The sequence below is a fragment of the Nocardia sp. alder85J genome, assembly GCF_020176955.2.
Lineage (GTDB): Bacteria > Actinomycetota > Actinomycetes > Mycobacteriales > Mycobacteriaceae > Nocardia.
In genome coordinates this window covers 123018-148180 of record NZ_JAIUCZ020000011.1, presented here as the reverse complement: position 1 = coordinate 148180, position 25163 = coordinate 123018, and the positions used below count along the sequence as shown (strand labels likewise).

Below are 25163 nucleotides of genomic sequence, written 5' to 3'. Positions count from 1 at the left end.
GTCACGACCGCGGCTCGATCCGCTGTGGCACGGCGGCGGCCGGGGCGGCGCGATGCCGCGGCACGGTCAGCGCGGCGGCGGCGGCCAGCAGCAGCGCGGCGACCACCGCGGCGGTGTGCAGCCCCGCCACCCGATCGACACCGCCTGCCAGGCCGCCGAGGATCGCGACCCCCAGCACGCTGCCGGTCTGCCGACCGGCATTGAGCAGTCCGCTCGCGATCCCCGACTGATCCGCCGGCGCGGCGCCGACGACCAGTGCGATCTGCGGCCCCACCGTCAGTCCCACCCCGGACCCGAGCAGGAACAGCGCCACCGACAGGGTCACCGGCCCGCTCCCGTCGTGCACCGCGAACAGCGCCACCGCGCCGACCGCACCGAGCAGCAGCCCGGCCCCGGCCACCCGCCGGGCGCCCCACCGCACCACCAGCGGTCCCGCCAGCACCGGCAACAGGAAGATCGGCAGCGCCGACGGCAGGAACTGCACGCCGGTCCGCAGCGCGCCCAGATGCTGCACCTGCTGCATGTACAGGCTCAGCGCGAACACCAGGCCGTAGTAGCCGGTGAACAACAGCAGTCCGATCGTCACGAACGCCGAAAGGCCGGGCGCCGCAACGAGTCTCGCGGGCAGCATCGGCGCCGCGGCGCGGCGCTCCCGGAGCACGAAGGCGACGGCGGCGACCACCGCCACCAGCGCGGCCGCGATCGGCAGCGGCGCCGACCAGCCCTGCGCACCGCCCTCGATCAGCGCGCCGGTCGCACAGATCAGCAGCACGATCGCCAGCGCCTGCCCCGGCAGATCCGCTCGTTTCGACCGATCCGGCGCCTGCACGGGCAATCCGCCCCGGGCGGCCAGGACCAGCGTGACGATCCCGATCGGCACGTTCAGGACGAAGATGCTGCGCCAGCCCACCGCCGACACCAGCACACCGCCCAGTACCGGCCCGAAGGCCTGCGGACTGCCCGCCACCGTGGTGAACAGCGCCACCGCCTTCGCCTTCGCGACCGGATCCGGATACGCCTGCGAGAGCAGCGCCATCGCGGCGGGCATCAGCAGCGCCGCCGCGACACCCTGCAACAGCCGGGCCGCCACCAGCGCCGCCCCGTCCGGCGCGATCGCGCACAGCACCGACGCCACCGTGAATCCCGCGACGCCGAACCGGAACATCCGCACGCTGCCCAGCCGATCGACCAGCACCCCGCCGGACAGCAGCAGCCCGGCCAGCACCAGCACGTAGCCGTCGACCACCCATTGCAGCATCGCCAGGCCGGAATGCAGGTCGGCCCGGATCGCGGGCAGCGCCACGTTCACGATCGTGGTGTCGACGATGACCATCGCGAAGCCGATGCACACCACCACCAGCGTCAGCCCGGGACGGACCCGGCCCGGCACCGAACCCGCCGTCGAATTCTGGGACACCGCAACCCCTCTCGTCACCGGCCGGGTCCCGCTCATCCGGGCCACTTGTTCAGCAGCCCGGCATCCACCCGCAGCGAACTGCCGGTGACGTACCGGGCCTCGTCGGAGGCCAGATAGGCGGTGGCCGCGGCGATATCGGCGCCGCCGACCCAGCCGACCGGCAGTTCGTGCCAGCCCGCCGCCGCGGCGGCCACCTGCTCCCGATCGGGATTCTCGACCCCGGGCAGCAGCAGCGCGTAGGTCTCCGGATTGTGGAACATGACGGTGTCGATATTGGTGGGCACGATCCCGTTGACCCGGATCCCGCGCGGGCCGAGTTCGGCGGCCAGCGAACGCATCAGCCCGAGTACACCGTGTTTGCTGGCGGCGTAGTGCGCGGCCGTGGCCACGCCGCGCGCCTCGGTGGTGGATCCCATCACGACCACCGCGCCGCCGGGTCCCTGCCGCAGCAGGTGCGGGACCGCGGCCCGCAGCACATGCCAGGTCCCGAAGATGTTGGTCTCCATGATGTTCCGGAACACCGCCGGATCCAGTTCCCACAGCGGCGCGTTGCCGCCGTTGACGCCCGCGGTCGCGCACAGCACGTCCAGCCGGCCCAGCTCGGCGACCGCGGCGTCGACCGCCCGCTGGGTCGCGGCCAGATCGCGGACATCGGCATTGTGCACGGAGATCCGGCCGCCGAACGGTTTGACCAGGCGCACCGTCTCCTCGGCCGCACCGGACAACACGACGACGGCGACATCGGCGCCCTCGGCGGCCAGGCGGACGGCCTGGGCCTGTCCGGTGCCACGGTCACCGCCGGTGATCAGCGCCGCCTTGCCGGCGAAGCGGCGGCCGGTCGGCGCGGTCTCGGGGGTGGCGTATTCGGTTTCCACAGGTGTCTCCTCCGCTGACATCTCAGGCCGCCGTGCCGGCGCGCACCGCGTCACCACGGTCCGGTAGCAGGGCGGCCGCGTCGATGAGCCCGCCGAGATCGATGCGCGGTGCGCGCTGCACCGCCGCGATATGGCCGTCCGGCCGCACCAGCAGCGCGGTCCGGACCCGGCCCAGCGCCGGGGCCAGCGCCCGCCAGCCGGACGCGTCGACCAGGTGCAGGGTGTCCGGCGCCGCAGCGCGGGTGGCGGCGACGAACCGCTGCCATTCGGCATCGCGGGCCCGGCCCGCCCACAGCAGCAGGGTGAGCCGATCGGCCGCGACGGTCGGCCAGCCGTCCTCGGCCGGCTCGCCCGGGAAGGCGGTCAGCCGCAGCCCCGCCCGCACCGGTGCGCTGCGCCAGCGGATATCGGCGCGCGCGTGTTCGCGGTTATCGGCGTAGTCGACGGTCAGCTGGCTCATCAGCGGCGCGACCAGCCGTTGCAGAGCGCCGGTGCGCTGCGCGCCGAGGACCAGGGTGTCCCGGATCGCGACCTGCGCGGGCTTGTGCAGCAGGCCCCAACTGGTCTGCTTCGCGGTGACCAGGGAGATCCGCTCGGCCGAATGCCGGCGCTCCGGATCGTAGGTGTCCAAGACGCCTTCGTGCAGGGTGCCGTTGCGCACCCCGGCCAGTTTCCAGCCCAGATTGATCGCGTCCTGGATTCCGGTGTTCATGCCCTGCGAGCCGGCGGCGCTGAAGATGTGGGCCGCGTCCCCGACCAGAAAGCAACGCCCGGAACGGAATCGGGCCGCGGTGCGGCGGCGGGCCCGGAACACCGTGGTCCAGCGCAACTCGCCGAGCTCGGTACGGAACGGGACGATGCGATCGAGGTTGTCCCGGAACAGTTCCCACGGCGGCGCGTCGTCGTCGTTCCAGACCGGGACCGCGCAGGCCACCCGATAACCTCCGTCGCCGAACGGCGCGAGCCCCATCGCACCGCCGTTGCTGTAGCAGTAGAGCATCTCGTGCGGCGGCAGTTCGCCGGTCAGCGGGGCATCGCAGATCGCGAACAGGATGTCCTGGCCGGTGCCGCGGAATTCGATGCCGAGCGCCGCGCGGACGGCGCTGTGCGACCCGTCCGCGCCGATCAGCCAGTCCGGTCGCACCGTCTCCCGGCCGCCGCCGGCGCCGGTGAGTTCGGCGACCGGCCGGTCACCGCTGTTGTCCAGGCCGGTCAGCGTCACCTCGTATTCGATGTGCCCGCCGAGTTCCTTCAGCCGGCGGCGGATCACATCCTCGGTGCGGCTCTGCGGGGCGCACAACGCGAACGGGTAGGGCGTCTCGGTCAGCCGGCTGATGTCGATCGCGCCCAGCCGCCGCCGACCGGAATAGTAGGAGACCGCGTCGAGGTGCGCGCCGGTCTCGGCGAGTTCGTCCGCGACGCCGATGCGGCGCAACAGTTCCAGACTGCGGGGCCAGGTGATGACGGCCCGGGAGTGCAGCGTCGAACTCGGCGAGGTGTCGATGATCCGCACCGAGAATCCTTGTTGCAGCAGGTCGCAGGCGATCACCATGCCGACCGGCCCGGCGCCGACGACCAGCACCTCCGGTGTCGAAGCGTGCTCGGTGCCCATAGTCAGTGCACATCCTTTCCGGTGCCGCGCGCGGCGGTGTATTCTGCGCCGCTCGCAGCGGCAGGTTCGGGACCGCTCGCAGTAGCGGATTCGAGGCCGCCCACGGCAGCAGGTTCGAGGCCGCTCACGGCAGTGGATTCGGCGCCGCTCGTAGCGGCAGGTTCGGGACCGCTCGCAGTAGCGGATTCGAGGCCGCTCACGGCGGTGTATTCGGCGCCGCTCACGGCGGTGGATCCGGCGCCGCTCACGGCGGTGGGCCGGGCGACTATGGCGACGGTCCAGCTGAATCCGCCGCCCGCGGAGATCACGACGGCGACTCGGCCCGGGGGCAGGCCGAATTCGGTGCGCAGCGCGGCGACATTGGCCAGCAGGTCACCCGCGCCGAGATGGCCGGTGCGCGCGCCCGGATCGAACATCGGTGCGCCGGTGACCGATTCGATCGCCGGTCGATAGGAGGCGGCGAGCGCCTTGCGGCCGATGCGGGGCAGCAGCACCCCGGCGATGCGCGGATCGTCCGGTTCCAGCTCCGCCGCGGCCAGCGCGGTGCGCATCAGCGACGGCAGCCGGTCCGCGACGACACCGGCGAAATGCTCACGGCCGTACCGGGCCAGGTAGGCCCGCTTCGTCCGGCGGACGTCGACGGCCGGTGAATGGGTCCGCGCCGCGGGGCTGAACGGATCGTCGCCGCGGTGCATGGTCTCCGCCTCGCAGTCGGTGGCCGTCGCCACCGCCAGCAGATGCAGATCGTCGCCCGGATCGGGCCGCCGGTGCAGCACCATCGCGGTCGCGCCGTCGCCGTACCAGAGCCCGTAATCGCCGTGCCAGCGGTCGAATCCGGGCGGGCAGAACCGATCCGCGGTGGTGATCACCGCCACGTCGGCGCGGCCGGCGCCGCGCAGATGATCGGTCGCCAGCTCCAGGGCGACGCCGCCGCCGTTGCACATCTGCTGCACGCCGATCGCGAGGGCGTGCCGGGCGCCGGCCCCGGCCGCGACGAAACTCGCCGGGGCCCAGAAGTCGTGGCCCTGATGGTGGGTCCAGGCGTGGATCAGCAGACCCACGTCCGCGCCGGCGACGCCGGCGGACCGCAGGGCGGCGGTCGCGGCGCGCACCGCCAGTTCCGGTGCGGCCTCGGCGCTCACCGGCAACTCCTCGTAGCCGGTGTCGTCGAGTTCGTCCGGTGCGAGCAGGCCGGCGGCGACCTGCGTGGCGGCCTTCTCGGTCTCGGTGGGTAGCCAGGTCACCGCGGCACGGATGCCGAACTGTGCGACTGCTGCGCTCATGGGCGGCCCTCCCGGTCGGAAGATCGGATGACCGGATTCGATCGGCCCTCCGAAAACGACTGTGCGCCAACCGCGGTGCGGGCAACCAGACCCGCTCGAGCATGGTTCCGGCAAGGCCACCCTGCCGAGGTGCCCTCGCGGTACCAGGCACCGCCGGGTCTGGTTGTCCGCGCCCGGAACCGCGAATCTCGAAGGCAGTCGCCATTTTCCGCGACCGCACCGACGATCAGGAGGTACCCGACGGTGCAGACGACACTTCCCCTGCCGCCCGCCACGCTGGACCGGATCTCGGCCCGGGCCGTCGATCGCCGATGGGTGCACCGGTCGGCGATCTCCGAAGTTTTCCTGACCGATATCGCCCGGACCGGGCCCGGCACCTTCGTCGCCTGTTGCCAGTTGCCGCGGCGGCACTTCTACTTCACCGATCACGCCGGGTCCGGGCCGGACCCGATGCTGCTGCTGGAGTGCGCGCGCCAGGCCGAAACCTGTTGTGCACACATCGGTCTCGGATTGCCGCTGGACACGCGATTCGTGCTGGACCGCTGGCACCTGCGACTGATCCCGCTCCCGGACCACTCGGACCGGGCTCCCACGGAACTGCGGGTGGAGATCGAATCGGCGCTGGTCCGCACCCGCGGCACCGCGCACACCCACACCTACACCATGACGTTGCGGACCCCCGCCGGGCCGGTCGGCGTCGTCACCATGACGGTCACGTATCTGAGTTCGGCCAGCTACGAGGCGATCCGGCGGTTCTCGCGCAGCAGCCCGCCGCCGTCGTCGGCCGATGTGCCACTACCCGCGCGCAGTACCGTGCCCGCCGAACGGACCGGCCGATCCGATCCACGTAACGTGTTGCTGGAGAACATGTTTCCCGGACAGGACGGGAGCATGTGCGCCACCGTCGTTGTGCCGGTGGATCATCCGGTGATATTCGATCATCCGCTGGACCACCTGCCGGGCTTCGGGGTGACCGAGGCGGCCGGGCAACTGGCGGTCGCGGTGACCGGAGCGCCGGAGGTCCAGGCGTTCGACGGCGTGTTCCGCCGCTTCGTCGAACTGGACGAACCGTTCCTGCTGACCACGACCGAGGCGCCGGACTCACACGAGAAGCTGAGGGAAGCAAGGGAAATCGGCATCCGCTGCGTGCAGTCCGGCCGCACCGCGGCCGAGTTCCGCTTCGTCCTCGCCGACGGCGTCGCCGCGGCCGCACGGCAGGATCAGCGCCGATGACCGGCGCGGGCCGCACGGCGGTGCTCGCCGGCATCGGCAGCTGTGTACCCGACCGGATCGTCACCAACGACGATCTCGCGCGCACCCTGGACACCAGCGACGCCTGGATCCGCACCCGCACCGGCGTCGGAGAACGCCGGTTCGCCGACGCGGGCGCCGCGACCTCCGATCTCGCCGCCGCGGCCGGGATCCTGGCGCTGAAATCGGCGGGAGTGGCCGAGGTCGACCTGGTGCTGCTCGCCACCGCGACCCCCGATCGTCCTTGTCCGGCAACGGCTCCCACGGTCGCGGCGAAAATGGGCCTGGACACCGTCGCCGCCTTCGACCTGGCCGCCGTGTGCAGCGGCTTCGTCTACGGGCTCGCGGTCGCCGCGGCGATGATCGAGAGCGGCCGGGCGCAGCGGCTGCTGCTGATCGCGGCCGACACCTTCTCCACCATCCTGGATCCGGACGACCGCACCACCATGTCGGTCTTCGGCGACGGCGCGGGCGCGGTGGTGCTGCGGGCCGGCACCCCGGACGAACCCGGCGCCCTCGGCCCGGTGCAGCTGGGCAGCGACGGCGCCCTCGCCGACATGATCACGGTGCGGGCGGGCGGATCCGAACAGCGCGCGCTGGGCGTGCTGCCCGACACCGCCGACGCCTACTTCCGGATGGCGGGCAAGCCGGTCTTCATGCAGGCGGTCGAACGGATGACCGCCGCGTCGCTCGCGGTGCTGCGCGACGCCGGCCGGTCGATCGCGGAGGTCGACCGTCTGGTCGGACATCAGGCCAACATCCGGATCCTGCACGCGGTCGCGGACCAGCTGGGTATCGACCGCGACAAGGCGGTGGTCCACCTGGACCGGGTCGGCAACACCGCCGGCGCGTCCATCCCGCTCGCGCTCGCGGACGGCTGGGCACGCGGTGAACTGCGTCCCGGCGACTGCGTGCTGCTCACCGCCTTCGGCGGCGGCGCCACCTGGGGCGCCTCCGTCCTCACCTGGCCGGAACTGGCCACACCCTGACCCGCCACACGGCACGAAAGAGGAGTTCCGACAATGTCGATCGACATCCGCACCGATATCACCGAGATCCTGGTGAACGAATTCGGCGTCCCGCCGGAGGAGATCTCGTTCAGCACGCCCTACGAGGATCTGAGCTTCGACTCGCTGATGCTGCTCGAACTCGCGCTGCGCCTGAAGAGCCGCTTCGGCATCACGGTCAGCGAGAGCGAGATCTCGGCGGCCGGGAATCTGGACGGCTTCGTCGCCCTGTTCGAGGACAAGGAAGCGGCATGACCGGTCGGGTGCGCCGACGCGACGCCCGGGACGAGATCGCGGTGACCGGGATCGGCCTGGTCACCCCCGCCGGCATCGGCGCCGAGGCGAACTGGCGGGCGCTGGCCGGCGGCCGCACGATCGCCTCGAAACATCCCGCGCTCGCCGGGCAGCCTGTCGAATTCTGTTGTCATGCAGCAGAATTCGATGCCAACACCCTCCTGGGCCGGCGCACCGCCTGGCGGCTGGACCGGTTCACCCAGATCGCCGTGGCGGCGGCGCGGCAGGCGGTCGACGACGCCGGCCTGGACCGCGGCAGCTGGGAGGCCGCCCGGGTCGCGGTGCTCGTCGGCAATTCGCTGGGCGGCTCGCACACCTGGGAGGCCCAGCACCGCAACCTGCTCACCGACGGCGTCGAGGCGGTCTCGGCGCTGACGGTGCCGATGTCGATGCTGAACATGGTCGCCGGCGCGGTCAGCCTGGACCTGGGCGCGACCGGTCCCAGCATGGTCCCGGCGACGGCGTGCGCCTCCGGCGCCAACGCGATCGGCCTCGCCCGCGATCTGCTGTGCGCGGGCACCGCGGATATCGTGGTCGCCGGTGGCGCCGAGTCGGCCCTGAGCCCGTTCGTGATGGCCGGATTGCACCGGCTCGGCGGCCTGTCCCGGCGCAGCGCCGATCCGGCGGCCGCGTCCCGGCCGTTCGACCGCGACCGCGACGGTTTCGTCGCCGCCGAGGCGGCCGGCATCCTGGTGCTGGAACGCGCGGCCGACGCCGCCGCCCGGCACGCGCGGCCGCGCGCGCTGGTGCGCGGTTTCGCCGCGACCTGCGACGCCCACCACGCCACCGCCCCCGATCCGGAGGGCACCGCGGTCAAGCAGGCCATCCGGCTCGCGCTGGCGGACGCGGGAATTCACCCCGGCGAAGTGGACCACGTCAACGCGCACGGCACCTCCACCCCGCTCAACGACGTCACCGAGGCGCGGGCCATCCGCGACATCTACGGGGACCGCCCGGTGATCACGTCCACCAAGGGGGTGACCGGGCACGCGCTCGGCGCGGCCGGCGCCATCGAGGCGGCGTTCACCGTGCTGGCCATCGAATCCAACGAGATACCGCCGACCGCGAACCTGGACAGCGTCGACCCGGGTGTCGACGTGGACATCGCCCACGGCCGGCCGCGCCGGATGCCCGTGCGGATGGCGACCAGCCATTCGTTCGGATTCGGCGGCCACAACGCCGTGCTGGTGCTCAGCGAAACCTGACCGGAGCCGAAGTCATGACCATCGCACTGCTCTTCCCGGGACAAGGATCACAACATCCCGGCATGGGTGAATCCTGGCGGGAAACACCGTCATTCGACCTGGCCGTGCGGGCCCGCGCTCGCACCGGAATCGACGTGCCGCACCTGTTGCTGCACGCCGACGCCGACGAACTGGTCCGGCCGCAAGCCGCCCAGCTGAGCATCTTCGTGCACAGCTGCATGGTCGTCGACCGGCTGCGTGACGCCGGAGCGCTCGACGACGGGCCCATCACCGCGGCCGCGGGCCACAGTCTCGGCGAATATTCGGCCCTCGTCGCGGCCGGCGTGCTGACCTTCGACGACGGCGTCCGGCTGGTGTCCGAACGCGGGGCCGCGATGGCGGCCGCCGCCGCGCTGCGGCCCGGAGCCATGCTCGCGGTCGTCGGCCTGCCCCCCGATCGGCTCGCGGAACTGTGTGCCGCGCAACCGGATTGGTGGCCCGCCAACGAGAACGCCCCGGAACAGATCGTGGTGTCCGGCGCCGCCGAGACCGCCGGTGCGATGGCGGAACGCTGCCGGGCGGCCGGCGCGCGGATCGTGCGCCCCCTCGCCGTCGGCGGCGCCTATCACACCCCGCTGATGGCCCCGGCCGCCGCGCGGCTGGACCGCGCGCTGGCCGCGACCGGGTTCGCGGACGCGGTGCTCGCCGTCGTCTGCAATGTCGACGCCGCCGTGCACCGCGCGGCCGCGGATTTCCGGCCGCTGCTGTCCGCACAGCTGACCGGCCGGGTGCGCTGGACCGCCGCCCTGCACACCCTGACCGGCCTCGGGGTCACCGACATGGTGGAGACGGGCCCCGGCCGCACCCTGACCGGCCTGGCCCGGCGCACCGTCCCCGGCGTCGCCACCCGGCTGTGCCCCACCCCCGAGCAGGCCGACCTGCTCGTCACCTCGGCCCGGGAGACGGTATGAGCGCCTCGGACGACTCCGGGACCGCGCAGCGGCCCGGCCGCGCGGTCGTGGTGACCGGCGGCACCCGGGGCATCGGCCTGGCGGTGGCGCGGGCCTTCCGGAGCGAGGGCGACCGGGTGACCGTGCTGTCCCGTTCCGGCGGGCCGGTGTCCGGTGACATCCTCTCGCTGACCTGCGACCACAACATCCCCGACCAGGTCGAGCACGCCTTCGCCGCGGCCGAGCGGCAGCAGGGGCAGACCGAGGTGCTCGTCGCCAACGCCGGCCGCACCGACGACGGGCTGATGCTCGGTATGGACGCGGAGGCGTTCGGCGCGCTGGTCGACACCAATCTGACCAGTACCTACCGGATCGTCCGGCGCGCCTCGACCTCCATGCTGCGGGCGCGGCGGCCGGGCCGGATCGTGCTGATCTCCAGCATCATCGGATTCACCGGCTCGCGGGGGCAGACCGGTTACGCCGCCGCCAAGGCCGGGCTGATCGGGCTGGCCCGCTCCGCGGCCCGCGAACTCGGCCCGCGCGGCATCACCGTGAACGTCGTCGCGCCGGGTTACGTCGAGACCGATATGACCGCCGAACTCTCGGAAGCCCGCCGCCGCGAGGTGATCGCCGCGACCCCGCTCGGCGCCTTCGCCGACCCGGAGGACATCGCGCCGGCGGTGGTGTTCCTGGCCAGCGCCGCCGCCCGGTACGTGACCGGGACGGTGCTCGCGGTGGACGGCGGATTCGGAATGGGATTGTGAGGAGCCACGCCATGAGTGAACGTTTCGATCGCGGACAGGCGATCATGAACCAGGTGCTGGGCGCCGGTCACGCCGAGGCGGTCCGGGAGCGGATCGGGGCGATCAGCCCGGATTTCGCCGACTACATCGTCGCCGCCGGATTCGGCGAGGTCTATGCCCGGCCGGGACTGTCATTGCCGCAACGGCAGTTGCTCAACGTCGGCGTGCTGACCGCGATCGGCGGGGCGGAACCGCAGCTGGGCAACCATATCCGAGGTGCGCTGCGGGTCGGGGTGACCGCGACCGAGATCGTCGAGGCCATCTTCCACGTCGCCCTCTACGCCGGACATCCGCGCGCCGTCAGCGCCTTCCGGGTCGCCACCGAAGTGTTCGCCGAACTGGGCGTGACCGCCGATGCGGGCGGACCCGGACAACACTGACCGGTCGGTCTCGGACGAGACGTGTGCGGCGCGCTGCGGCAAGATGGCGGACGGCGAACCGCACCAACCGACGGAGATGGTCCCGATGCCCCACGAGCTGGTCGAATTCGATACGAAGAAGGCGCATTCGGCGCGGATGTACGACTACTACCTCGGCGGCAAGGACAACTATCCGGCCGACCGGGAGGCCGCCTCGCAGGTGATGGAGGCGTTCCCGGAGACCGCCCAGGCGGCGCGGGCCAATCGCGAATTCCTGCATCGCGCAACGCGTTACGCGGCGCACCACGGGGTACGGCAGTTCCTCGACGTCGGCACCGGCATTCCGACCGAACCGAATCTGCACAATGCGGTGCAGGCCGTCGATCCGACCTGCCGGGTGGTGTACGTCGATCACGATCCGCTGGTGCTGGCGCAGGCCCGCGCGCTGATGATCGGATCCGCCGAGGGCCGTACCGAATTCATCCCCGCCGATGTGCGCGACCCGGACGTGGTGCTCGGATCGGACCGGCTGCGAGCGGTGCTGGACCTGTCGCAGCCGGTGGTGCTGACCCTCGGCGCCATCCTGCATTTCGTCACCGACGAGGAAGGCGCCCACGACATCGTGCGCACCTATCTCGACGCGTTCGCGCCGGGATCGTATCTGGCGATCACACACGCCTCCAGCGACCTGAACCCCGACATCTTCCAGAAGATCGTCGGCGTGTACGCCCGCTCCGGCATCACGGTCTCGTTGCGGGACAAGGCCGGAACCGCTCGCTTCTTCGACGGACTGGACCTGGTCGAGCCCGGCCTGGTACCGCTGCACCGCTGGCGGCCCAGCGCGGACTTCTACATTCCGGAGGAGCGACTCGCCTGGGCGGACAAGGCATTCGGGACCTGGGCCGGAGTGGGGCGGAAACGCTGACCGGACCGTCACCGCCCTGGTGGACGCCCGGATGCATACCGGCACTGCGGCGTTGCAGCGCATCGCGGACGTCATCCACACGACACCGCACTCACGCTGACCGGGAACCGTTCACACCGCCGCGCTCGGCAGGAGCGGCCGATGTCGCTCGGCGGCACCGGCTTGCCGCGCGTCGCGTCCTAGACCGATTCGGTGGCCGCGGCCGCCAGTTCGGCCTCCGCGGCCCGCAACCGCTCCAGCGTCTTCGTCGGTGAATCCGCTTGCAGGCTCAGCTGATCCATCACCTGGCGGTACAGGTCCAGATCGGTGGGCCGGTCGAGATACTGCGCGCTCTGCAACTGCTCGATGTAGACGATGTCGGGCAGCTCCGGTTCGGCGAAGCGCAGGATGGTGAACGAGCAGCCGACGGCGGTGTGGCCGCCCGCGGTGTACGGCAGCACCTGGATACTCACGCTCGGATGCTCGGCCATCCGGATCAGGTGCTGGATCTGAGCGCGCATCACCTCGTTACCGCCGACAGTGCGACGCAGCACCGATTCGTCCAGGATCGCCCACAGGGTCGGGCCGGTCTGCTGCTCCAGGATCTTCTGGCGCTCACGGCGCAGTTCGACGCGCCGGGCGGTTTCGAGACCGTTGTGCGCGAGCGACACGACCGCGCGGGCATAGTCCTCGGTTTGCAGCAGGCCGGGAACCAGTTGCGCCTCGAAGGTCCGGATGGATTTGGCGGCACCCTCCAGACCGAGGTAGTTCTCGAACCAGGCGGGCAGCAGATCGCTGTAGCCGTGCCACCAGCCCTGTTCGTTCGCCTTGCGGACCAGTTTCAGGAACGCGTCGCGCTGTAGCGGATCGTCGACACCGTAGAGGTCGAGCAGGTCGACGATGTCGCGTTCCTTGTACCCGGTGCGGCCCAGTTCGAGCCGACTGATCTTGGCGTGCGAACCGCGGATGCGCTCACCCGCCTGCTGCGGTGAAATCTTCCTCGCTTCACGCAGTTTCCGCAGTTGCGTACCGACCATGATGCGTAACGCGGTCGGTCCGCGATCCTCGGCCGGTGTTCCGATTATGTCGGTCCGGATCGTATCTGGCGTCATATGCCCCACTCCGTCTCCCGGCGACCACTGACAGACAGCGCACCGGTGCTCATCCCGGTGGCTGCCGCCGCCCTCCGTCGCATCAGCTCATGGTAGCCCCGCGGACGCCGATCCGAACCAGCCGATCGGACCGAGTTTCGCGACTCGGTCCGAACAGACGTGTAATGTGGCACCGCACGATCGGCCGGGCGGACCGGGTGGCGGATCATCGTCGCAGTTCGCCGCTGCCGTGCGGCCGTGCGCGGACATCAGTGTCCGACTGTCGAATTCGCCCAGTCGATCACCTCGGCGCGATAGTCGGCAGTGTTGCGGGCGAGGTTCACCGCGTGTCCGCTACCGGGCAGTACGAAGACCCGCAGACGGGCAGCGGGCGCGTAGAAGAGCGCCTCCTCGGCGTGCAGCGTGGCCGAGTCGGCGCAGGCGGAATAGTCTGCGCCGCAGATCATTCGGTCTCGGCCACCGGCGACGACGAGGGTCGGCACGTCGATGAGATTCGACATGCCGGGCAGGGTGGAGAGCATCCCGTCGGGATATTCGGTGAGCGAGAACACCTCCTTGGTCTGCTCGTCGCGGTCGAGTACCTCCGGCTCGACGTCGCCCGAGTCGAAGAAATCGTGCAGGCGGGCGCCCGGCCGGGTGGTGAGGTAGTCGGGATCGTAACCACGCCCGGCGAATTCGGGATCCTCGTCGGCGGGGTGATAACTCGAGATGACCCCCAGGGTCTCGGGCACGTTGATCGCGTGCGAATATCCGGTCAGCACCACACCGTCGACATCGTGATAGGCGGTGGTCTCCATCACCGAGGTGCCCGCCGTCAGGGAGTGGCCGACGGTGATCACCTTCGCGAAGGGCGCGGCCCCGGCCAGGCCGCGCCGGGCCGCCTGCACGATGTCGTGCAGGGCCGCGGCGGTGGCCGTGGCCGTCAGGGTGAGGGCCGGCGGCCGGGTGCTGGCGCCGTTGCCGAGCCGGTCGACCACGAGCGTGGCGTAGCCGGCCGCGTTCATCGCCCGCCGGAAGCTGTAGGTCTGCGGCTCGTAGCCGAAATCCCAATAGCTGCCGTTGAAATTGGATCCCGACATCAGCACCATGACCGTGTCCGTGCCACCCGGCGGCAGGCACAGGGTCGCCGCCAGCTGCCCCTGCGGCACCGGGAACGGAAAGGACCGGCAGGACGCCGCGGCCGGCTCGTCGGCCCCGGCGCCGGTCATCGCGAAACAGCACAGTGTGACTGCGGCCAACGCGGTCAGTGTGCGTACCAAGGCTCGCACGCGACACGCCCCCTGTCGTGATTGCGAAGATCATTGTGGTGACGCGGTTTCACTGCGGACGCTATAGCGAGGCTTCGGCAACCCGCAAGGAAATCGGCCGACTCGGCCGGATTGCGCCATATCGCCCTGTGCAACAGCGTGTTTCGTCCGATTTCCTACGAAATCGAAGGTGACCACAGCTGGTGACCAGCGGCTTTGTCCGGGTGGTTCAGGCGGTGTCCGCACGTGGTTGCAGCGACACCGTGTAGCCGAGGGCTTCGAGCTGGGCGACCGCGCGGGCTTTCGCCGGTCCGGGCTTGCGGGCGGTGAAGTAGTTCGGGCCAGGATCGCGATAGAAATCGCCGTGGGTGAGCATGCTGTGAGCGGCGACGACCATGGCGCGTTCGACGGCGACGATGGCCTTCATCGGTCCGCGCCGGGTGCTGACGCGCCGATACTTGGCCGCGAAATAGGTGTTCTTGGACCGGGATACCGAGATCGCGGCGATGCCCAGCGCGGCCTTGAGATACCGGTTGCCGGGCCGGGTCTTGGTGGACTTGATCCGGCCGGCGGACTCGTTGGCTCCCGGGCACACCCCGGTCCACGACGCCAGATGCCCACCGGTGGCGAACACGCTCATGTCGCCGCCGGTCTCGGCCAGAAACACCTCCGCCACCGTGGTCGAGAACCCGGGGATGGACTCGAGCAGCGTCCGGGCCGCGGTCAACACCGGGCCCAGCGCCCCGGTGATCCGGGCGTCGAGATCGGTGATCGCCGCCGTCGCGGCATCGACGAGGTTCAGATACATCCGGATCAGATATCCGTGATGGGCGGTGAACCGGCCGGTCAGTGCCTCGGCCAAGGCCGGAACCTTCGACCGCATCCGGCCCCGCGCGAGACCGGCGATCGTGGCGGGATCGTCGCTTCCGGCGATCAGCGCGTCGAGCATCGCCCGGCCCGACACTCCCATGATGTCGGACACCACCGCCGACAGCTTGATCCCTGCATCCTCGAGGATCTTCTCGATCCGCTGCACCTGCCGGGCACGGTCGCGCAGCAGGACGGTGCGGGCACGGGTCAGATCACGCAACTGCCGGATCGGCGGTGGTGGCACCAGCGAGGCCCGCAGCAGTCCGTGCGCGCCGAGGTCGGCCAGCCAGGCCGAGTCACTGACGTCGGTCTTGCGGCCGGGCCGGTTGCGGGCTTCGCCCGGGTTGACCAGCATCACGTTCAGCCCGTCTTCGAGCAGATAGTAGAACGGCTTCCAGTAGTCGCCTGTCGACTCCATCACCACACAGGTCACCTGCTCGGCGATCAGATGCTCTCGCAGCGCGAGGATCTGGCTGCTCATCGAGCCCCAGGTCGTCACCGTCGTCTTCGTCGCCCACCGGCCCGCGCCCTGGACCCGCACGCACACCTTCGCGTCCTTCTTCGAGATGTCGATCCCCGCGCACCGCGCATGCACGACCTCCACCGTGACCACCTCCGGTTCGAACGAAATCCGTTGTCAGGGTGCGCATCACGGGGAGACGGAAAACTACAGGAATTTCCTACACGTGCTCGGGGCAACAATCCACGGATCCCGCGAAGGGCGAGAACCGCCCTGTCTCCACCACCACCTTTCCCAACGGGCTCACAGCACCGCAAAGCGACCGGGGTCGGCCGTGACACGCACCCCTACAGCATCCGCCACGCAACCACGCCGGAACGTAAGAACCGCAGACGATTTCAGCGTCCACGCAGGGCCGCGAAGCCGCCCTCGGTCCTTTCCCAGAATATCCCGCACGCTCAGGGTTTGCGCCCGATACCACCGAGCAGTTCCAGCCGAGTGGACGGCAGATCGTCGCCGAGCCACCGCTGGATCGGCACCACGCCGGGGTCGAGCATCTCGAAACCGTCGAACAGCGCCGACACCTCGGACCGCGAGCGGAAGGCGAACTGGGCGGTACTGCCCACGGTGTCGGTGCGGGTCTGGTCGGTGAACGCCGCATCGCTGTCGGTGGAGCCGTGTGTGAAGGCGATGTAACTGCCCGGCGCCATCGCCTCCCGGTAGCGGGCGATGATCTCGGCCGGACGCTCGTCGTCCATGACGAAGTGCAGCACACCGACGACCAGCAGCGCGATCGGCCGGTCGAAATCGACGTGCGTCTCGTCGCGCAACCGCCGGATGATCTTCTCCGGCTCCCGGAAGTCGCCGCGCATCGCTGTCACCTCGGGCACTGCGCTGAGCATCGCGTTCGCGTGCGAGAACACGACCGGGTCGTAGTCGATCGACACCACCCGCACCGCGGAATCAATCTTCAAGGCGGTCTCGTGCACGCTCGGCGAGGTCGGGATACCCGCGCCCATGTCCACGAATTGCCGCACCCCGGCTTCGGCGGCGATCCGGGTGGCGCCGGTGAGGAAGTTGCGGCTGAACCATGCCAGCGTCCGGGTGTCGGGGGCGACCGTCAGCATTCGATCGGCCACGGCCCGGTCCACGGCGTAGTTGTCCTTGCCGCCCAGCAGATAGTCGTAGACCCGGGCCGCATTCGGCGTGGTGGGATCGACACCTTGCGGCGGCGGTCTGTCACCCGACATCCGCACCTCCCTCGACGTCCCAGCCAGCGTAACAAGCCGGCACGGCCCCCCATCGCGATATCGAAGCACACCGGGAAGGTTCACAGCCGCGCGGGGACACCCCGCGACACTTGCCATTTCGGTGACACCGGAAGCAACTGCTTTGTCCGTCATCGGATGTCGCGCCGCACGGCCCCGGCGTCCTGGCACCGCGCGGCGAATTGCTGTGGGGCCGAGAGCATCCCGGCCCCACGATGATCAATGCACGAAGATGCCGAGCAGCAGGATCACCACAATGGATACGCACGACAGGATCGTCTCCATCGCCGACCACGAGGCGAAGGTCTGCTTGACGTCCATGCCGAAGAATTCCTTCACCAGCCAGAAGCCCGCGTCGTTGACGTGCGACAGGAACAGCGATCCGGAGCCGACCGCGAGTGCGACCAGCGCGGCGCTGGTGTGCGGCGAGGTCACCAGGATCGGGGCGACGATGCCGGAGGCCGTCACGGTGGCGACGGTCGCCGAGCCGGTCGCCAGCCGGATACCCACGGCGATCAGCCACGCGAGCAGCAGCAGCGACAGGTGCGAATGATGCGCGGCCTTGCCGATGGAGTCGGCGATACCGGTGTCGACCAGCATCTGTTTGAATCCGCCACCCGCGCCGATGATCAGCAGGATGCCCGCGATCGGGGCCAGTGCGGCGCCCATGATCTCGCCGGAGCGGCTGCGGCCGAAGCGGAAGGCGATCATCGCCCAGAGCACGCCGATGATCATCGCCGTGATCGGATCGCCGATGAAGTCCATCACCCGGTGGATCTCGGCCTTGCCGTCGGTGACGACCAGATCGATCACCGTCTTGACCAGCATGATGACCACCGGCAGCAGAATCACCGACAGGGTGGTGAGCACGCTCGGCGCCGGGCGGCCGCCGGCGCGCTCGGTGCTGCTGTACTGGGTCGCCAGCTGCTCCGGCGGCGTCGGCTGCACCCGCTTCGCAATGAAGCTCCCGTACAGCGGCCCGGCGATGATCGCGGTGGGGATCGCGACGATGACGCCGAACAACAGGGTGGTGCCGAGATCCGCCTTCAGCGCGCTGATCGCGACCAGCGGGCCGGGATGCGGCGGGATCAGCCCGTGCAGGATCGACAACCCGGCCAGCGCCGGGATGCCCACGCGCAGAATCGAACCCCCGACCCGCCGCCACACCAGGTAGATGATCGGGATCATCAGCACGAGGCCCACCTCGAAGAACATCGGGATGCCGATGACCATGGCGGCCAGCACCATCGCCCAGGGCGCGCGCCGCTCGCCGACCCGGTCGACGATGGCGCCGACGAGCCGGTCGGCGCCGCCGGAGTCGACGAGCAGTTTGCCCAGCATGGCGCCGAGCGCGACGATCACGCCGACGTTGCCGAGCACACCGCCGACGCCGGTGGTGAGGCTCTTGAGCAGTTTGTCCGCGGGGATGCCACCGGCCACGCCCACGAACAACGCGCCGAGCAGCAGCGCCAGGAACGGGTGGATCTTGGCCGCGGCCGAGAGCACGACCACGAGCGCGATGCCCGCGAGTGCGACGACGATCAGCCGGGTGTCGTGGCCGGACCAGGCCGAGGACCCGGCCGCCGCCTGGGCGACAGTGGTGAGCACAGGATTTCCTTCTTCGGGGGGACAGCGTGGAGAAACGGCAGGCCGGTTACGCCTGCGAATTGTCCGGGGCGGCGCGCTCGTCGCGCTCGTGCGCCGCCGCGACGCGCTCGAGATGTTCGGCGGCGATCAGCTGGTCGACGATCAGCGAGGGCTCCTCGTCGATCGGGATCCGCACCGCGTGCTCGTCGTCCGTCGGCGCCTCCAGATCGGCGAACTGACTGGCGAGCAGGTCCGGCGGGAAGAAGTGGCCGTGGCGTTCGGTGAGCCGGCGCGCGACGGTCTCGGGATCGGCGTCCAGATAGACCAGACGGACCTGGGGACGGTCCGCGCGCAACAGATCCCGGTAGGAGCGTTTGAGCGCCGAGCAGGTGACGACACCGGCACGACCCGCGGCACCGGTCCGGTCGATCCACGCGCCGATCGCGGCCAGCCAGGGCCAGCGATCCTCGTCGGTGAGCGGATGCCCGGCGGCCATCTTCGCGACATTGGCCGGCGGATGGAAGGCGTCGGCCTCGGCGTATTCCCAGCCCAGCCGACCGGCCAGCAGTGACCCGATCGTCGTCTTACCGCTGCCCGAGACGCCCATGACCAGCAGGATCGGCGGCGGATGGCCTGACATGGATGGTCTCCTTCGACCCGGAACGTCCTCGGACCTCGAGGCGCAGCTCACTCTAACCGAATTAGTATGACCAATAAAGAGCATTGTGAGAATTAGTAATACTATTTGCGCACGACTCGGCGGGCCGTCCCGACCCGCACCGGAGCGAGCGGCGATGATGACCCGGTACGGCGACGACACGAGTGGTGAGCGGGGAGCGGATGACGGAATTGGGCAGGGGCCGGGCGAGCGAGGTCGCCGACACCCTCGGCGGCGAGATCGCCGCGGCGGTGTCCCTGCCCGGCGACGTCCTGCTCACCGACCAGCTCGCCGAGCGATTCGCGGTGTCGCGCACGGTGATTCGCGAGGCGATCCAGGTCCTGCAGGCCAAGCGGCTGCTGCGCACCAGCCCCCGGGTCGGCCTGACCGTCCGGCCGGTCGCCGAATGGCATCTGTTCGATCCCGATGTGATCCGCTGGCGGCTGGCCGGTCCCGCGCGGGCGGCCTTGCTCGACGAGCTCACCGAACTACGCGGCGCGGTGGAACCGGCCGCGGCCGCCGCCGCGGCCCGCCGCGCGGCGATCGAACCGTGCACCGCCCTGCTGGCCGAATCGGCCCGGATGCGGGCCGCCGCGATGACCGGCGACCACGCCACCTTCGTCGACTCCGACGTGCGCTTCCACGGCCTGCTCCTGGAGATGTCCGGGAATCCGCTGTTCGCCCAGCTCGGCCCGGTGACCGGCGAACTGCTGCGCGGCCGCGCCGCTCTGCGACTGCTGCCCGCGGTCCCCGACCCGGCCGACGCCGCCCGTCACGACGCGGTCGCCGTCGCCGTGGCCGCCTGCGATCCGGCGGCCGCGGAGGCCGCGATGCGCCTGGTGGTCCAGGAATCCCTGGACGACATCCACCGCCGCCTCGACCGCACCCGCTGATCCACCTGTGAACTTCCGCACAGGCGAATCCCTTTCTCCTGCGCGCCGATTCGCCGCTACGCCGAATCACCCACCACCGCCGATATAGTCCGTCCATGCCCGGGACTTGGAGCGCTCTCGGAAAACAATGGGGAACCCTCGCCATCTACCAGGGTCCGCACATCATGGTCCGGCAGGCGCCACGCCTGGTCCGGCGCATGGCCCTGGCCTCGCTCCGGGCCTGGACCCCGCTACCCGAGCACCTCGCCCGGATCACCGTCGGCCGCACCACCCTCGACCCCGCCGAATGCGCGCCCGCCGACCCAACCGGCACCCGCGTCACGTCGATGCGCGATACCCGCCCCACACCGGAGAAACCCGGACACCGCAGACCGGCCGCACAGCGCCCGCCCGCGATCGAGATCCGCCCGGTGGCATCGCCCCCGGTCCCCAGCCGGGATCGCGCCCGCCACCTGGTCTACTGCCCACACCTGGATGGCCGCGCCGACGCCGGCGAGATCGTCTGGACCTGGATCCCCGCCGCCGACACCCCCGCCGAAGGCCGCGACCAGCCGGTCCTGCTCGTCGGCCGATCCCGCACCACCCTGCTGGGCCTGCTCCTGTCCACCGACCCGGTCTACGAACTGGATCCGGCCTGGATCGCGATCGGCGCCGGCCCCTGGAGCCACGGCTCACCCCTCTGGGTCCGCCTGGACGTCGTCGTCGACACCCCCGAAGCAGGCATCCGCCGCGAGGGCGCCATCCTCCCCCGCAACCTCTTCGACCTGGTCGCCCACCGCCTGTGCGCGGAATATCAGTGGCTCTGACTACCAGTGGTTCCGAGATCGCGGTAGCGCGGCGTCAGTCGAGCCAGTCCAACAATGCGGTCGATCCAATTCGAGTGCCAACGGTGCAGGAAGCGCGACAGGAGCGCCGAAGGCGTAGCGCTGGATCTCCCGGTACCGGCCCAGGTCGCGATCGGGCTGGCTGTGCACGACCATCTCGGACTGCTGCCGATCGATGAGCAGATAGATCGGAACAGGCGTCCGCGCGTAGGCGGCGGGCTCGTCGACCCGATCCCGCGGATTGGTGTCCGAGTCGTACGAGGTGACCTCGACGACCATCGAGACCTGATCGGCCGGCGCCCATTCCCCGCACCCGACGAAGGCGTCCAGCGGCGCGACCACACCGTCCGGCCGCGCACGGCCCTTGCGGTACGAGTCCACCCGCAGGCCCTGGCCGACCAGATGGAGGAACATCGAGGGCCCCAACGGCAGCAACAGCAGCAACAGCCAATTCGGAATGCGCCCGCGGTCCCCGTCCGGCGTCCCCTTGAACCCCATTCATCCGTCGATGTATTCGAGTCGAACACTGTCCGACTCGCGTTCGACGGCTCGGGCGATGATCTCGAATTCGGACGCACTCACATCATGGTCCTTGTGCACGATCGCCATCGCCTACCCCCTCGGCACCGAATGGTACGGGCTGTTCCCGGCGACCGGAATTCTGTGCCGCGGACCATGATTGGTCGTTCGATCAGCTCGCCATGTTGCGGGAGCGGCCGAACAGGAGGCTGTAGACGAGGGCGCCGAGCAGGCCGCCGAGGACGGGGAACAGGATGAAGGCCCAGACCTGGCCCATGGCGCCGTCCTGGAAGGGGGCCACGGCGAGGCTGCGGGCCGGGTTGACCGAGGTGCCGTCGACGGGGAGGGCGACCAGGGTGACCACGGTGTAGGCGGTGCCGATGGACAGGCCGGCGAGCGGGACGTCGGAGAGCTGGTCGGTGGAGGCCAGCACCACGAACACCAGCAGCGCGGTCAGGATGATCTCGACGAAGATGGTGGCGGCCAGACCGTAACCGTTGGTGGTGACGTGCCCCAGCGGGCCGTCGACCACCAGTTTCGCCGGACTGTGCTCACCCCAGCCGTTGGCGCCGAGGCCGTCGCGGGCCCGGTCGTAGCTGGGCAGGTTCTTGGCGACGGCGTAGATCACCGCGCCGGAGAGGAACCCGCCGATGACCTGGGCCACCACGTAGGCGACCGCGTCGGCGCGGTGGATCCGGCCGAGCAGCAGGTGGCCGAGGGTGACCGCGGGATTCACGTGGCAGCCGGAGATCGGGCCGATGGTGTACATCAGGAACAGCAGCGTGAAGCCGAAGGCGACCGCGACGCCGAGCGAACCGATGCGGTGCGAGCCTTCCAGCACCCACGCCCCCACGCCGCCGAAGACCAGCACGAATGTGCCGATGCCCTCAGCCAGCAGTTTGCGCCGCAGCGGCACCGCCTGCCGTTCGACGTCCTCCTCCACCACTTCCTGTGCGGTCGGAGACATATGCGCCACCCTCCTCGGTCAGACATTGCTGTCAGGAGCTCAGGAACCATGTTCATGATCGCTCGAGGGGCTGCCGCCCGGACTCCGACGCTACGCGAGTGTGATGCCTACCACAACCATGCGCGCGGGCGGAGCTGTCACACCCCGGCCGTAGGATCGTCGCCGTGACCGAACGCCCGGCTCCCGTCCAACTCGTCCTCGGTGAAGAGGAACTGCTGATCGAGCGCGCGGTCGCGGCCATCGTCGCGCAGGCGCGGGCGGTGTCGCCCGATCCGGCCGCGCTACCGGTCGACCGGCTGCGCGCCGGCGATGCGAGCACCGCCGAGCTGGCCGAACTGCTCAGCCCGTCGCTGTTCGCCGAGGACCGGGTGATCGTGCTGGAGTCCGCGGCGGAGGCGGGCAAGGACGCGGTCGCCGTCATCCTCGACGCCGTCACCGATCCGCCCGAGGGGGTGGTGCTGGTGATCCTGCACTCCGGCGGCGGCCGCGCGAAGACGCTGGCCACCGATCTCCAGAAGCGCGGTGCGGAGGTTCACCCCGCCGCCAAACTCACCAAGGCCGGCGAGCGAGTCGAGTTCGTGCGCAACGAGTTCCGCGCCGCCGGGATCCGCCCCGCGAGCGATGTGGTGCAGGCGGTGCTGGAGTCGGTCGGCTCCGATCTGCGGGAACTGGCCGCCGCCTGCTCCCAATTGGTGGCCGACACCGGCGGCAAGGTCGACGCCGCGGCGGTGCGCCGCTACTACTCGGGCAAGGCCGAGGTCTCCGGATTCGACGTCGCCGAACATGCCGTCGCCGGCGATCGGCCCGCCGCCATGGAGGCGCTGCGCTGGGCGATCGACCGCGGCGTCCCCGCGGTGCTGCTCGCCGATGCCCTGGCCGATTCGGTGCACACCATCGCCCGCGTCGGCTCGGCCGGCCGCGGCGACCCGTTCCAGCTGGCCTCGCAGCTGGGCATGCCGCCCTGGAAGGTGAAGAAGGCACAGGGCCAGGCCCGCGGCTGGACCCCCGCCACCATCGGCACCGCCCTCCAGGTCGTGGCCGCCCTCAACGCCGATGTGAAAGGCATTGCGGCGGACGCCGATTACGCCCTGGAACACGCCCTCACCCGCATCTTGGACCTGCACGGCGCCGGCTGACCGCCACAGCAGCCCGCTCGACCGGACAGCAACAGGTGACCGGGCCGGACGCACCCGGCAGGTTCTTACGGACACTCGGCGCCGACGGTCCGCGTCCCCGCCCGGGGTGCCGACGACCGAGTGGCCGTAGACGCCCGGACGCACCGCGGACCGGTCGGTACCGGGCACTGTCAGCCCGGGTTGCGGCGGACGATCTCGCTCATCAGGTCGTTGCCCGGAAAATCCATCATCAGAGCGCCGGTGGGTCCGGTGGACGTGCCGCGCAGATAGTCGAGGGCGCGGACGTTCTCGTCGCGGGCGTACCGCTCGGGCACGCGGGCCGGATCCGGCACACCGCTGGCGGAGAGAAAGTTCACATAGAAGGTACCCGGATCGCCGGTGGCGGCCTTGCCCAGCTGGGTGGTGACGGCCGCCCACTTCGCGTCGACGGTCGGATTCTCCCAGTCGTCCTGTATGTCCACGGGCAGGCCGCGGTCGGCGCCGTGCGCGATGTTGTCGAACTGCCACAACACCAGCTCGCCGCGAACCTGGCCCAGCGCCGGGGGGTCGGCGCGGCCGGTCGCCGACGGCTGCCAGACCCGAGGATGCGCGGACAGGTAGTGGTCGATCAGCGCCAGGTCCGGCGGCACCTTCCCGGCGTCGTCGCAGTGGAAGGCCTTCCCACTGTTGTCGCATTCGGCCTTCACCCGCATCAGCACCGTCTCGCGGGGATGGTCGGCGAGGAACTGATCGACCACCGTCAGCACGTCGTCGAAGTGGGCATCCTGATAGAAGGAGCCGTGCTGGAGCGCCAGCGCCCCGTCCTCGTCGCGGCGGACGCGGATGTCGAGGACCCGGATACCGCTGTCGAGTTGGGCGCGCAGGCTGTGCCGCGAGATACAGGTGGCGTCGGATCCGGTGCAGCCGAGCGGGAAGCTCTGCTGCGTCACCACCGCCGGACCGGCCTTGTCACCGTGGAAGGCCATGGTGTCGTGGGTGCCGGGCAGCGACAGCCGCGCCAGCGACACTCCGTCCGGTAGCGCGCTCATCCACTCGGGCCGCTTCGTGTCGCCCAGGCTGCGATAGGCGGCGGTCGGCTCGGGCGTCGTGGTCGGCGGGCCCGCCGACGAACTCCCCGGCGGCGGCGCGGCCACCGAAGCCCCTGAACTCCCCGAACTCACCGTCGCCGGTTGCCGCGTCGATCCAGCACACCCCGCCGTCAGCGTCGCCGCCGCGATCATCAGCGCCGCGACCACGCCCCGGGCGCCCTTGCCGTCATCCCCGATCATCGGATCACCGTAACCGAGCCGCCCCCGCTGGGAAGCGCGACCGGCGGACACGACAAAAGCCGCCGCGGTCGCCTGTTCTCACAGACCCTCTGCCACGGCGGCGATGCGAACGAAGACGGTAGGAACTACCGCCGGAGATCAGCCCAGCTTGTTGTACGCCAGCGACATCGCCGACTTCTTGTTGGCGGCCTGGTTGGCGTGGATGACACCCTTGGACGCCGCCTTGTCGAGGCTACGGCTGGCGGTCACCAGCAGCTCCTGCGCCTTGTCCTTCTCACCGGCGGCCGCGGCCTCGCGGAACTTGCGGATGGAGGTGCGCAGGGCGGACTTCACCGACTGGTTGCGCTGCCGCGCCGCCTCGTTGGTGCGGATCCGCTTCAGCTGGGACTTGATGTTGGCCACGCCTGTTCCTCTG

Annotated in this window: 25 protein-coding genes; 11 read left to right on the top strand and 14 right to left on the bottom strand. The window is 70.4% G+C overall.

Translation table 11 applies throughout. From position 1 onward, the window contains the following. Position 1: 1 nt before the first annotated feature. From LBW94_RS34680 to LBW94_RS34665, 4 genes are read right to left on the bottom strand one after another with little or no spacing between them, the layout of a single operon-like run. Positions 2–1417, bottom strand: coding sequence for an MFS transporter (locus LBW94_RS34680; RefSeq protein ID WP_225061216.1), 1416 nt, complete (start codon positions 1415–1417; stop codon positions 2–4). Between the two features lie 32 nt (positions 1418–1449). Further along, entirely contained in the window at positions 1450–2292 is an 843-nt protein-coding gene (locus LBW94_RS34675) for an SDR family oxidoreductase (protein ID WP_225061217.1), read from the bottom strand. A gap of 22 nt (positions 2293–2314) precedes the next feature. Beyond that, positions 2315–3904 carry an FAD-dependent monooxygenase gene (locus LBW94_RS34670; protein ID WP_225061218.1) on the bottom strand — a complete coding sequence of 530 codons (1590 nt, stop codon included), beginning with the start codon at positions 3902–3904 and terminating at the stop codon, positions 2315–2317. A gap of 2 nt (positions 3905–3906) precedes the next feature. Further along, positions 3907–5187, bottom strand: coding sequence for a ketoacyl-ACP synthase III family protein (locus LBW94_RS34665; RefSeq protein WP_225061219.1), 1281 nt, complete (start codon positions 5185–5187; stop codon positions 3907–3909). A gap of 243 nt (positions 5188–5430) precedes the next feature. Here LBW94_RS34665 and LBW94_RS34660 point away from each other — a divergent pair, with 243 nt between their 5' ends. The 8 genes from LBW94_RS34660 (at position 5431) to LBW94_RS34625 (ending at position 11960) form a co-directional block, all read left to right on the top strand. Further along, entirely contained in the window at positions 5431–6420 is a 990-nt protein-coding gene (locus tag LBW94_RS34660; RefSeq protein ID WP_225061220.1) for an AfsA-related hotdog domain-containing protein, read from the top strand. Beyond that, positions 6417–7427, top strand: coding sequence for a beta-ketoacyl-ACP synthase III (locus tag LBW94_RS34655; protein WP_225061221.1), 1011 nt, complete (start codon positions 6417–6419; stop codon positions 7425–7427). The genes LBW94_RS34660 and LBW94_RS34655 overlap by 4 nt, the downstream gene beginning before the upstream one ends. 33 nt (positions 7428–7460) lie before the next feature. Further along, entirely contained in the window at positions 7461–7700 is a 240-nt protein-coding gene (locus tag LBW94_RS34650; protein ID WP_225061222.1) for a phosphopantetheine-binding protein, read from the top strand. Continuing rightward, positions 7697–8944: a beta-ketoacyl-[acyl-carrier-protein] synthase family protein gene (locus tag LBW94_RS34645; protein ID WP_225061223.1), complete on the top strand. Its 1248-nt coding sequence runs from the start codon at positions 7697–7699 to the stop codon at positions 8942–8944. Before LBW94_RS34650 ends, LBW94_RS34645 begins: the two co-directional genes overlap by 4 nt. A gap of 14 nt (positions 8945–8958) precedes the next feature. Beyond that, positions 8959–9894, top strand: coding sequence for an ACP S-malonyltransferase (locus LBW94_RS34640; protein WP_225061224.1), 936 nt, complete (start codon positions 8959–8961; stop codon positions 9892–9894). Beyond that, entirely contained in the window at positions 9891–10637 is a 747-nt protein-coding gene (locus LBW94_RS34635) for an SDR family oxidoreductase (RefSeq protein WP_225061225.1), read from the top strand. The genes LBW94_RS34640 and LBW94_RS34635 overlap by 4 nt, the downstream gene beginning before the upstream one ends. An 11-nt stretch (positions 10638–10648) precedes the next feature. Beyond that, positions 10649–11056, top strand: a complete 408-nt coding sequence (locus LBW94_RS34630) for a carboxymuconolactone decarboxylase family protein (RefSeq protein ID WP_225061226.1) — start codon at positions 10649–10651, stop codon at positions 11054–11056. Positions 11057–11141: 85 nt separating this feature from the next. Continuing rightward, positions 11142–11960 carry an SAM-dependent methyltransferase gene (locus LBW94_RS34625; RefSeq protein WP_225061227.1) on the top strand — a complete coding sequence of 273 codons (819 nt, stop codon included), beginning with the start codon at positions 11142–11144 and terminating at the stop codon, positions 11958–11960. Between the two features lie 179 nt (positions 11961–12139). Here the strand turns inward: LBW94_RS34625 and LBW94_RS34620 are convergent, their stop codons facing one another. The 6 genes from LBW94_RS34620 to LBW94_RS34595 form a co-directional block, all read right to left on the bottom strand. Then, the gene (locus tag LBW94_RS34620) at positions 12140–13051 is read right to left on the bottom strand and encodes a helix-turn-helix domain-containing protein (protein ID WP_225061228.1); all 912 of its coding nucleotides are present in this window, start codon (positions 13049–13051) and stop codon (positions 12140–12142) included. Between the two features lie 248 nt (positions 13052–13299). Beyond that, positions 13300–14289, bottom strand: a complete 990-nt coding sequence (locus LBW94_RS34615) for an alpha/beta hydrolase (RefSeq protein WP_225061229.1) — start codon at positions 14287–14289, stop codon at positions 13300–13302. 238 nt (positions 14290–14527) lie between these two features. Then, on the bottom strand, positions 14528–15772 hold the full coding sequence (locus tag LBW94_RS34610) for an IS110 family transposase (RefSeq protein WP_225062799.1): 1245 nt from the start codon (positions 15770–15772) through the stop codon (positions 14528–14530). A 314-nt stretch (positions 15773–16086) separates the two neighbouring features. Continuing rightward, on the bottom strand, positions 16087–16878 hold the full coding sequence (locus tag LBW94_RS34605; protein ID WP_225060631.1) for an SAM-dependent methyltransferase: 792 nt from the start codon (positions 16876–16878) through the stop codon (positions 16087–16089). Positions 16879–17115: 237 nt separating this feature from the next. Beyond that, positions 17116–18504, bottom strand: a complete 1389-nt coding sequence (locus LBW94_RS34600; protein WP_225060630.1) for a gluconate:H+ symporter — start codon at positions 18502–18504, stop codon at positions 17116–17118. A gap of 46 nt (positions 18505–18550) precedes the next feature. Beyond that, positions 18551–19123 (bottom strand): gluconokinase, encoded by a 573-nt coding sequence (locus tag LBW94_RS34595; protein WP_225060629.1) that lies wholly within the window; start codon positions 19121–19123, stop codon positions 18551–18553. 200 nt (positions 19124–19323) lie between these two features. Between LBW94_RS34595 and LBW94_RS34590 the strand changes: the two genes are divergently transcribed. Continuing rightward, positions 19324–20034, top strand: a complete 711-nt coding sequence (locus LBW94_RS34590) for a FadR/GntR family transcriptional regulator (RefSeq protein WP_225060628.1) — start codon at positions 19324–19326, stop codon at positions 20032–20034. A 95-nt stretch (positions 20035–20129) separates the two neighbouring features. Continuing rightward, complete coding sequence (locus LBW94_RS34585) at positions 20130–20840, top strand: type II toxin-antitoxin system PemK/MazF family toxin (protein ID WP_225060644.1); 711 nt, start codon at positions 20130–20132, stop codon at positions 20838–20840. On the opposite strand, the gene LBW94_RS34580 is transcribed toward LBW94_RS34585, so the two are convergent. Together LBW94_RS34580 and LBW94_RS34575 are read right to left on the bottom strand one after the other, a co-directional pair. Beyond that, positions 20841–21356, bottom strand: a complete 516-nt coding sequence (locus LBW94_RS34580; protein ID WP_225060627.1) for a Uma2 family endonuclease — start codon at positions 21354–21356, stop codon at positions 20841–20843. A 193-nt stretch (positions 21357–21549) separates the two neighbouring features. Next, positions 21550–22344, bottom strand: a complete 795-nt coding sequence (locus LBW94_RS34575) for an aquaporin (RefSeq protein WP_225060626.1) — start codon at positions 22342–22344, stop codon at positions 21550–21552. Positions 22345–22508: 164 nt separating this feature from the next. Here LBW94_RS34575 and holA point away from each other — a divergent pair, with 164 nt between their 5' ends. Continuing rightward, positions 22509–23480 carry a DNA polymerase III subunit delta gene (gene holA / locus LBW94_RS34570; RefSeq protein WP_225060625.1) on the top strand — a complete coding sequence of 324 codons (972 nt, stop codon included), beginning with the start codon at positions 22509–22511 and terminating at the stop codon, positions 23478–23480. A gap of 170 nt (positions 23481–23650) precedes the next feature. Here the strand turns inward: holA and LBW94_RS34565 are convergent, their stop codons facing one another. Both LBW94_RS34565 and rpsT read right to left on the bottom strand, forming a co-directional pair. After that, positions 23651–24748, bottom strand: a complete 1098-nt coding sequence (locus tag LBW94_RS34565) for a phosphatidylinositol-specific phospholipase C (protein ID WP_225060624.1) — start codon at positions 24746–24748, stop codon at positions 23651–23653. 138 nt (positions 24749–24886) lie between these two features. Next, complete coding sequence (gene rpsT, locus LBW94_RS34560; RefSeq protein ID WP_225060623.1) at positions 24887–25150, bottom strand: 30S ribosomal protein S20; 264 nt, start codon at positions 25148–25150, stop codon at positions 24887–24889. Positions 25151–25163: the final 13 nt, after the last annotated feature.

Coding starts and splice junctions, on each gene's coding strand:
- LBW94_RS34605 (WP_225060631.1), bottom strand. CDS start 16,878: ATGTCGGGTGACAGACCGCCGCCGCAAGGTGTCGATCCCACCACGCCG.
- LBW94_RS34650 (WP_225061222.1), top strand. CDS start 7,461: ATGTCGATCGACATCCGCACCGATATCACCGAGATCCTGGTGAACGAA.
- LBW94_RS34590 (WP_225060628.1), top strand. CDS start 19,324: ATGACGGAATTGGGCAGGGGCCGGGCGAGCGAGGTCGCCGACACCCTC.
- LBW94_RS34665 (WP_225061219.1), bottom strand. CDS start 5,187: ATGAGCGCAGCAGTCGCACAGTTCGGCATCCGTGCCGCGGTGACCTGG.
- LBW94_RS34655 (WP_225061221.1), top strand. CDS start 6,417: ATGACCGGCGCGGGCCGCACGGCGGTGCTCGCCGGCATCGGCAGCTGT.
- LBW94_RS34585 (WP_225060644.1), top strand. CDS start 20,130: ATGCCCGGGACTTGGAGCGCTCTCGGAAAACAATGGGGAACCCTCGCC.
- LBW94_RS34640 (WP_225061224.1), top strand. CDS start 8,959: ATGACCATCGCACTGCTCTTCCCGGGACAAGGATCACAACATCCCGGC.
- LBW94_RS34580 (WP_225060627.1), bottom strand. CDS start 21,356: ATGGGGTTCAAGGGGACGCCGGACGGGGACCGCGGGCGCATTCCGAAT.
- LBW94_RS34645 (WP_225061223.1), top strand. CDS start 7,697: ATGACCGGTCGGGTGCGCCGACGCGACGCCCGGGACGAGATCGCGGTG.
- LBW94_RS34620 (WP_225061228.1), bottom strand. CDS start 13,051: ATGACGCCAGATACGATCCGGACCGACATAATCGGAACACCGGCCGAG.
- LBW94_RS34625 (WP_225061227.1), top strand. CDS start 11,142: ATGCCCCACGAGCTGGTCGAATTCGATACGAAGAAGGCGCATTCGGCG.
- LBW94_RS34670 (WP_225061218.1), bottom strand. CDS start 3,904: ATGGGCACCGAGCACGCTTCGACACCGGAGGTGCTGGTCGTCGGCGCC.
- LBW94_RS34595 (WP_225060629.1), bottom strand. CDS start 19,123: ATGTCAGGCCATCCGCCGCCGATCCTGCTGGTCATGGGCGTCTCGGGC.
- LBW94_RS34565 (WP_225060624.1), bottom strand. CDS start 24,748: ATGATCGGGGATGACGGCAAGGGCGCCCGGGGCGTGGTCGCGGCGCTG.
- LBW94_RS34575 (WP_225060626.1), bottom strand. CDS start 22,344: ATGTCTCCGACCGCACAGGAAGTGGTGGAGGAGGACGTCGAACGGCAG.
- LBW94_RS34635 (WP_225061225.1), top strand. CDS start 9,891: ATGAGCGCCTCGGACGACTCCGGGACCGCGCAGCGGCCCGGCCGCGCG.
- LBW94_RS34630 (WP_225061226.1), top strand. CDS start 10,649: ATGAGTGAACGTTTCGATCGCGGACAGGCGATCATGAACCAGGTGCTG.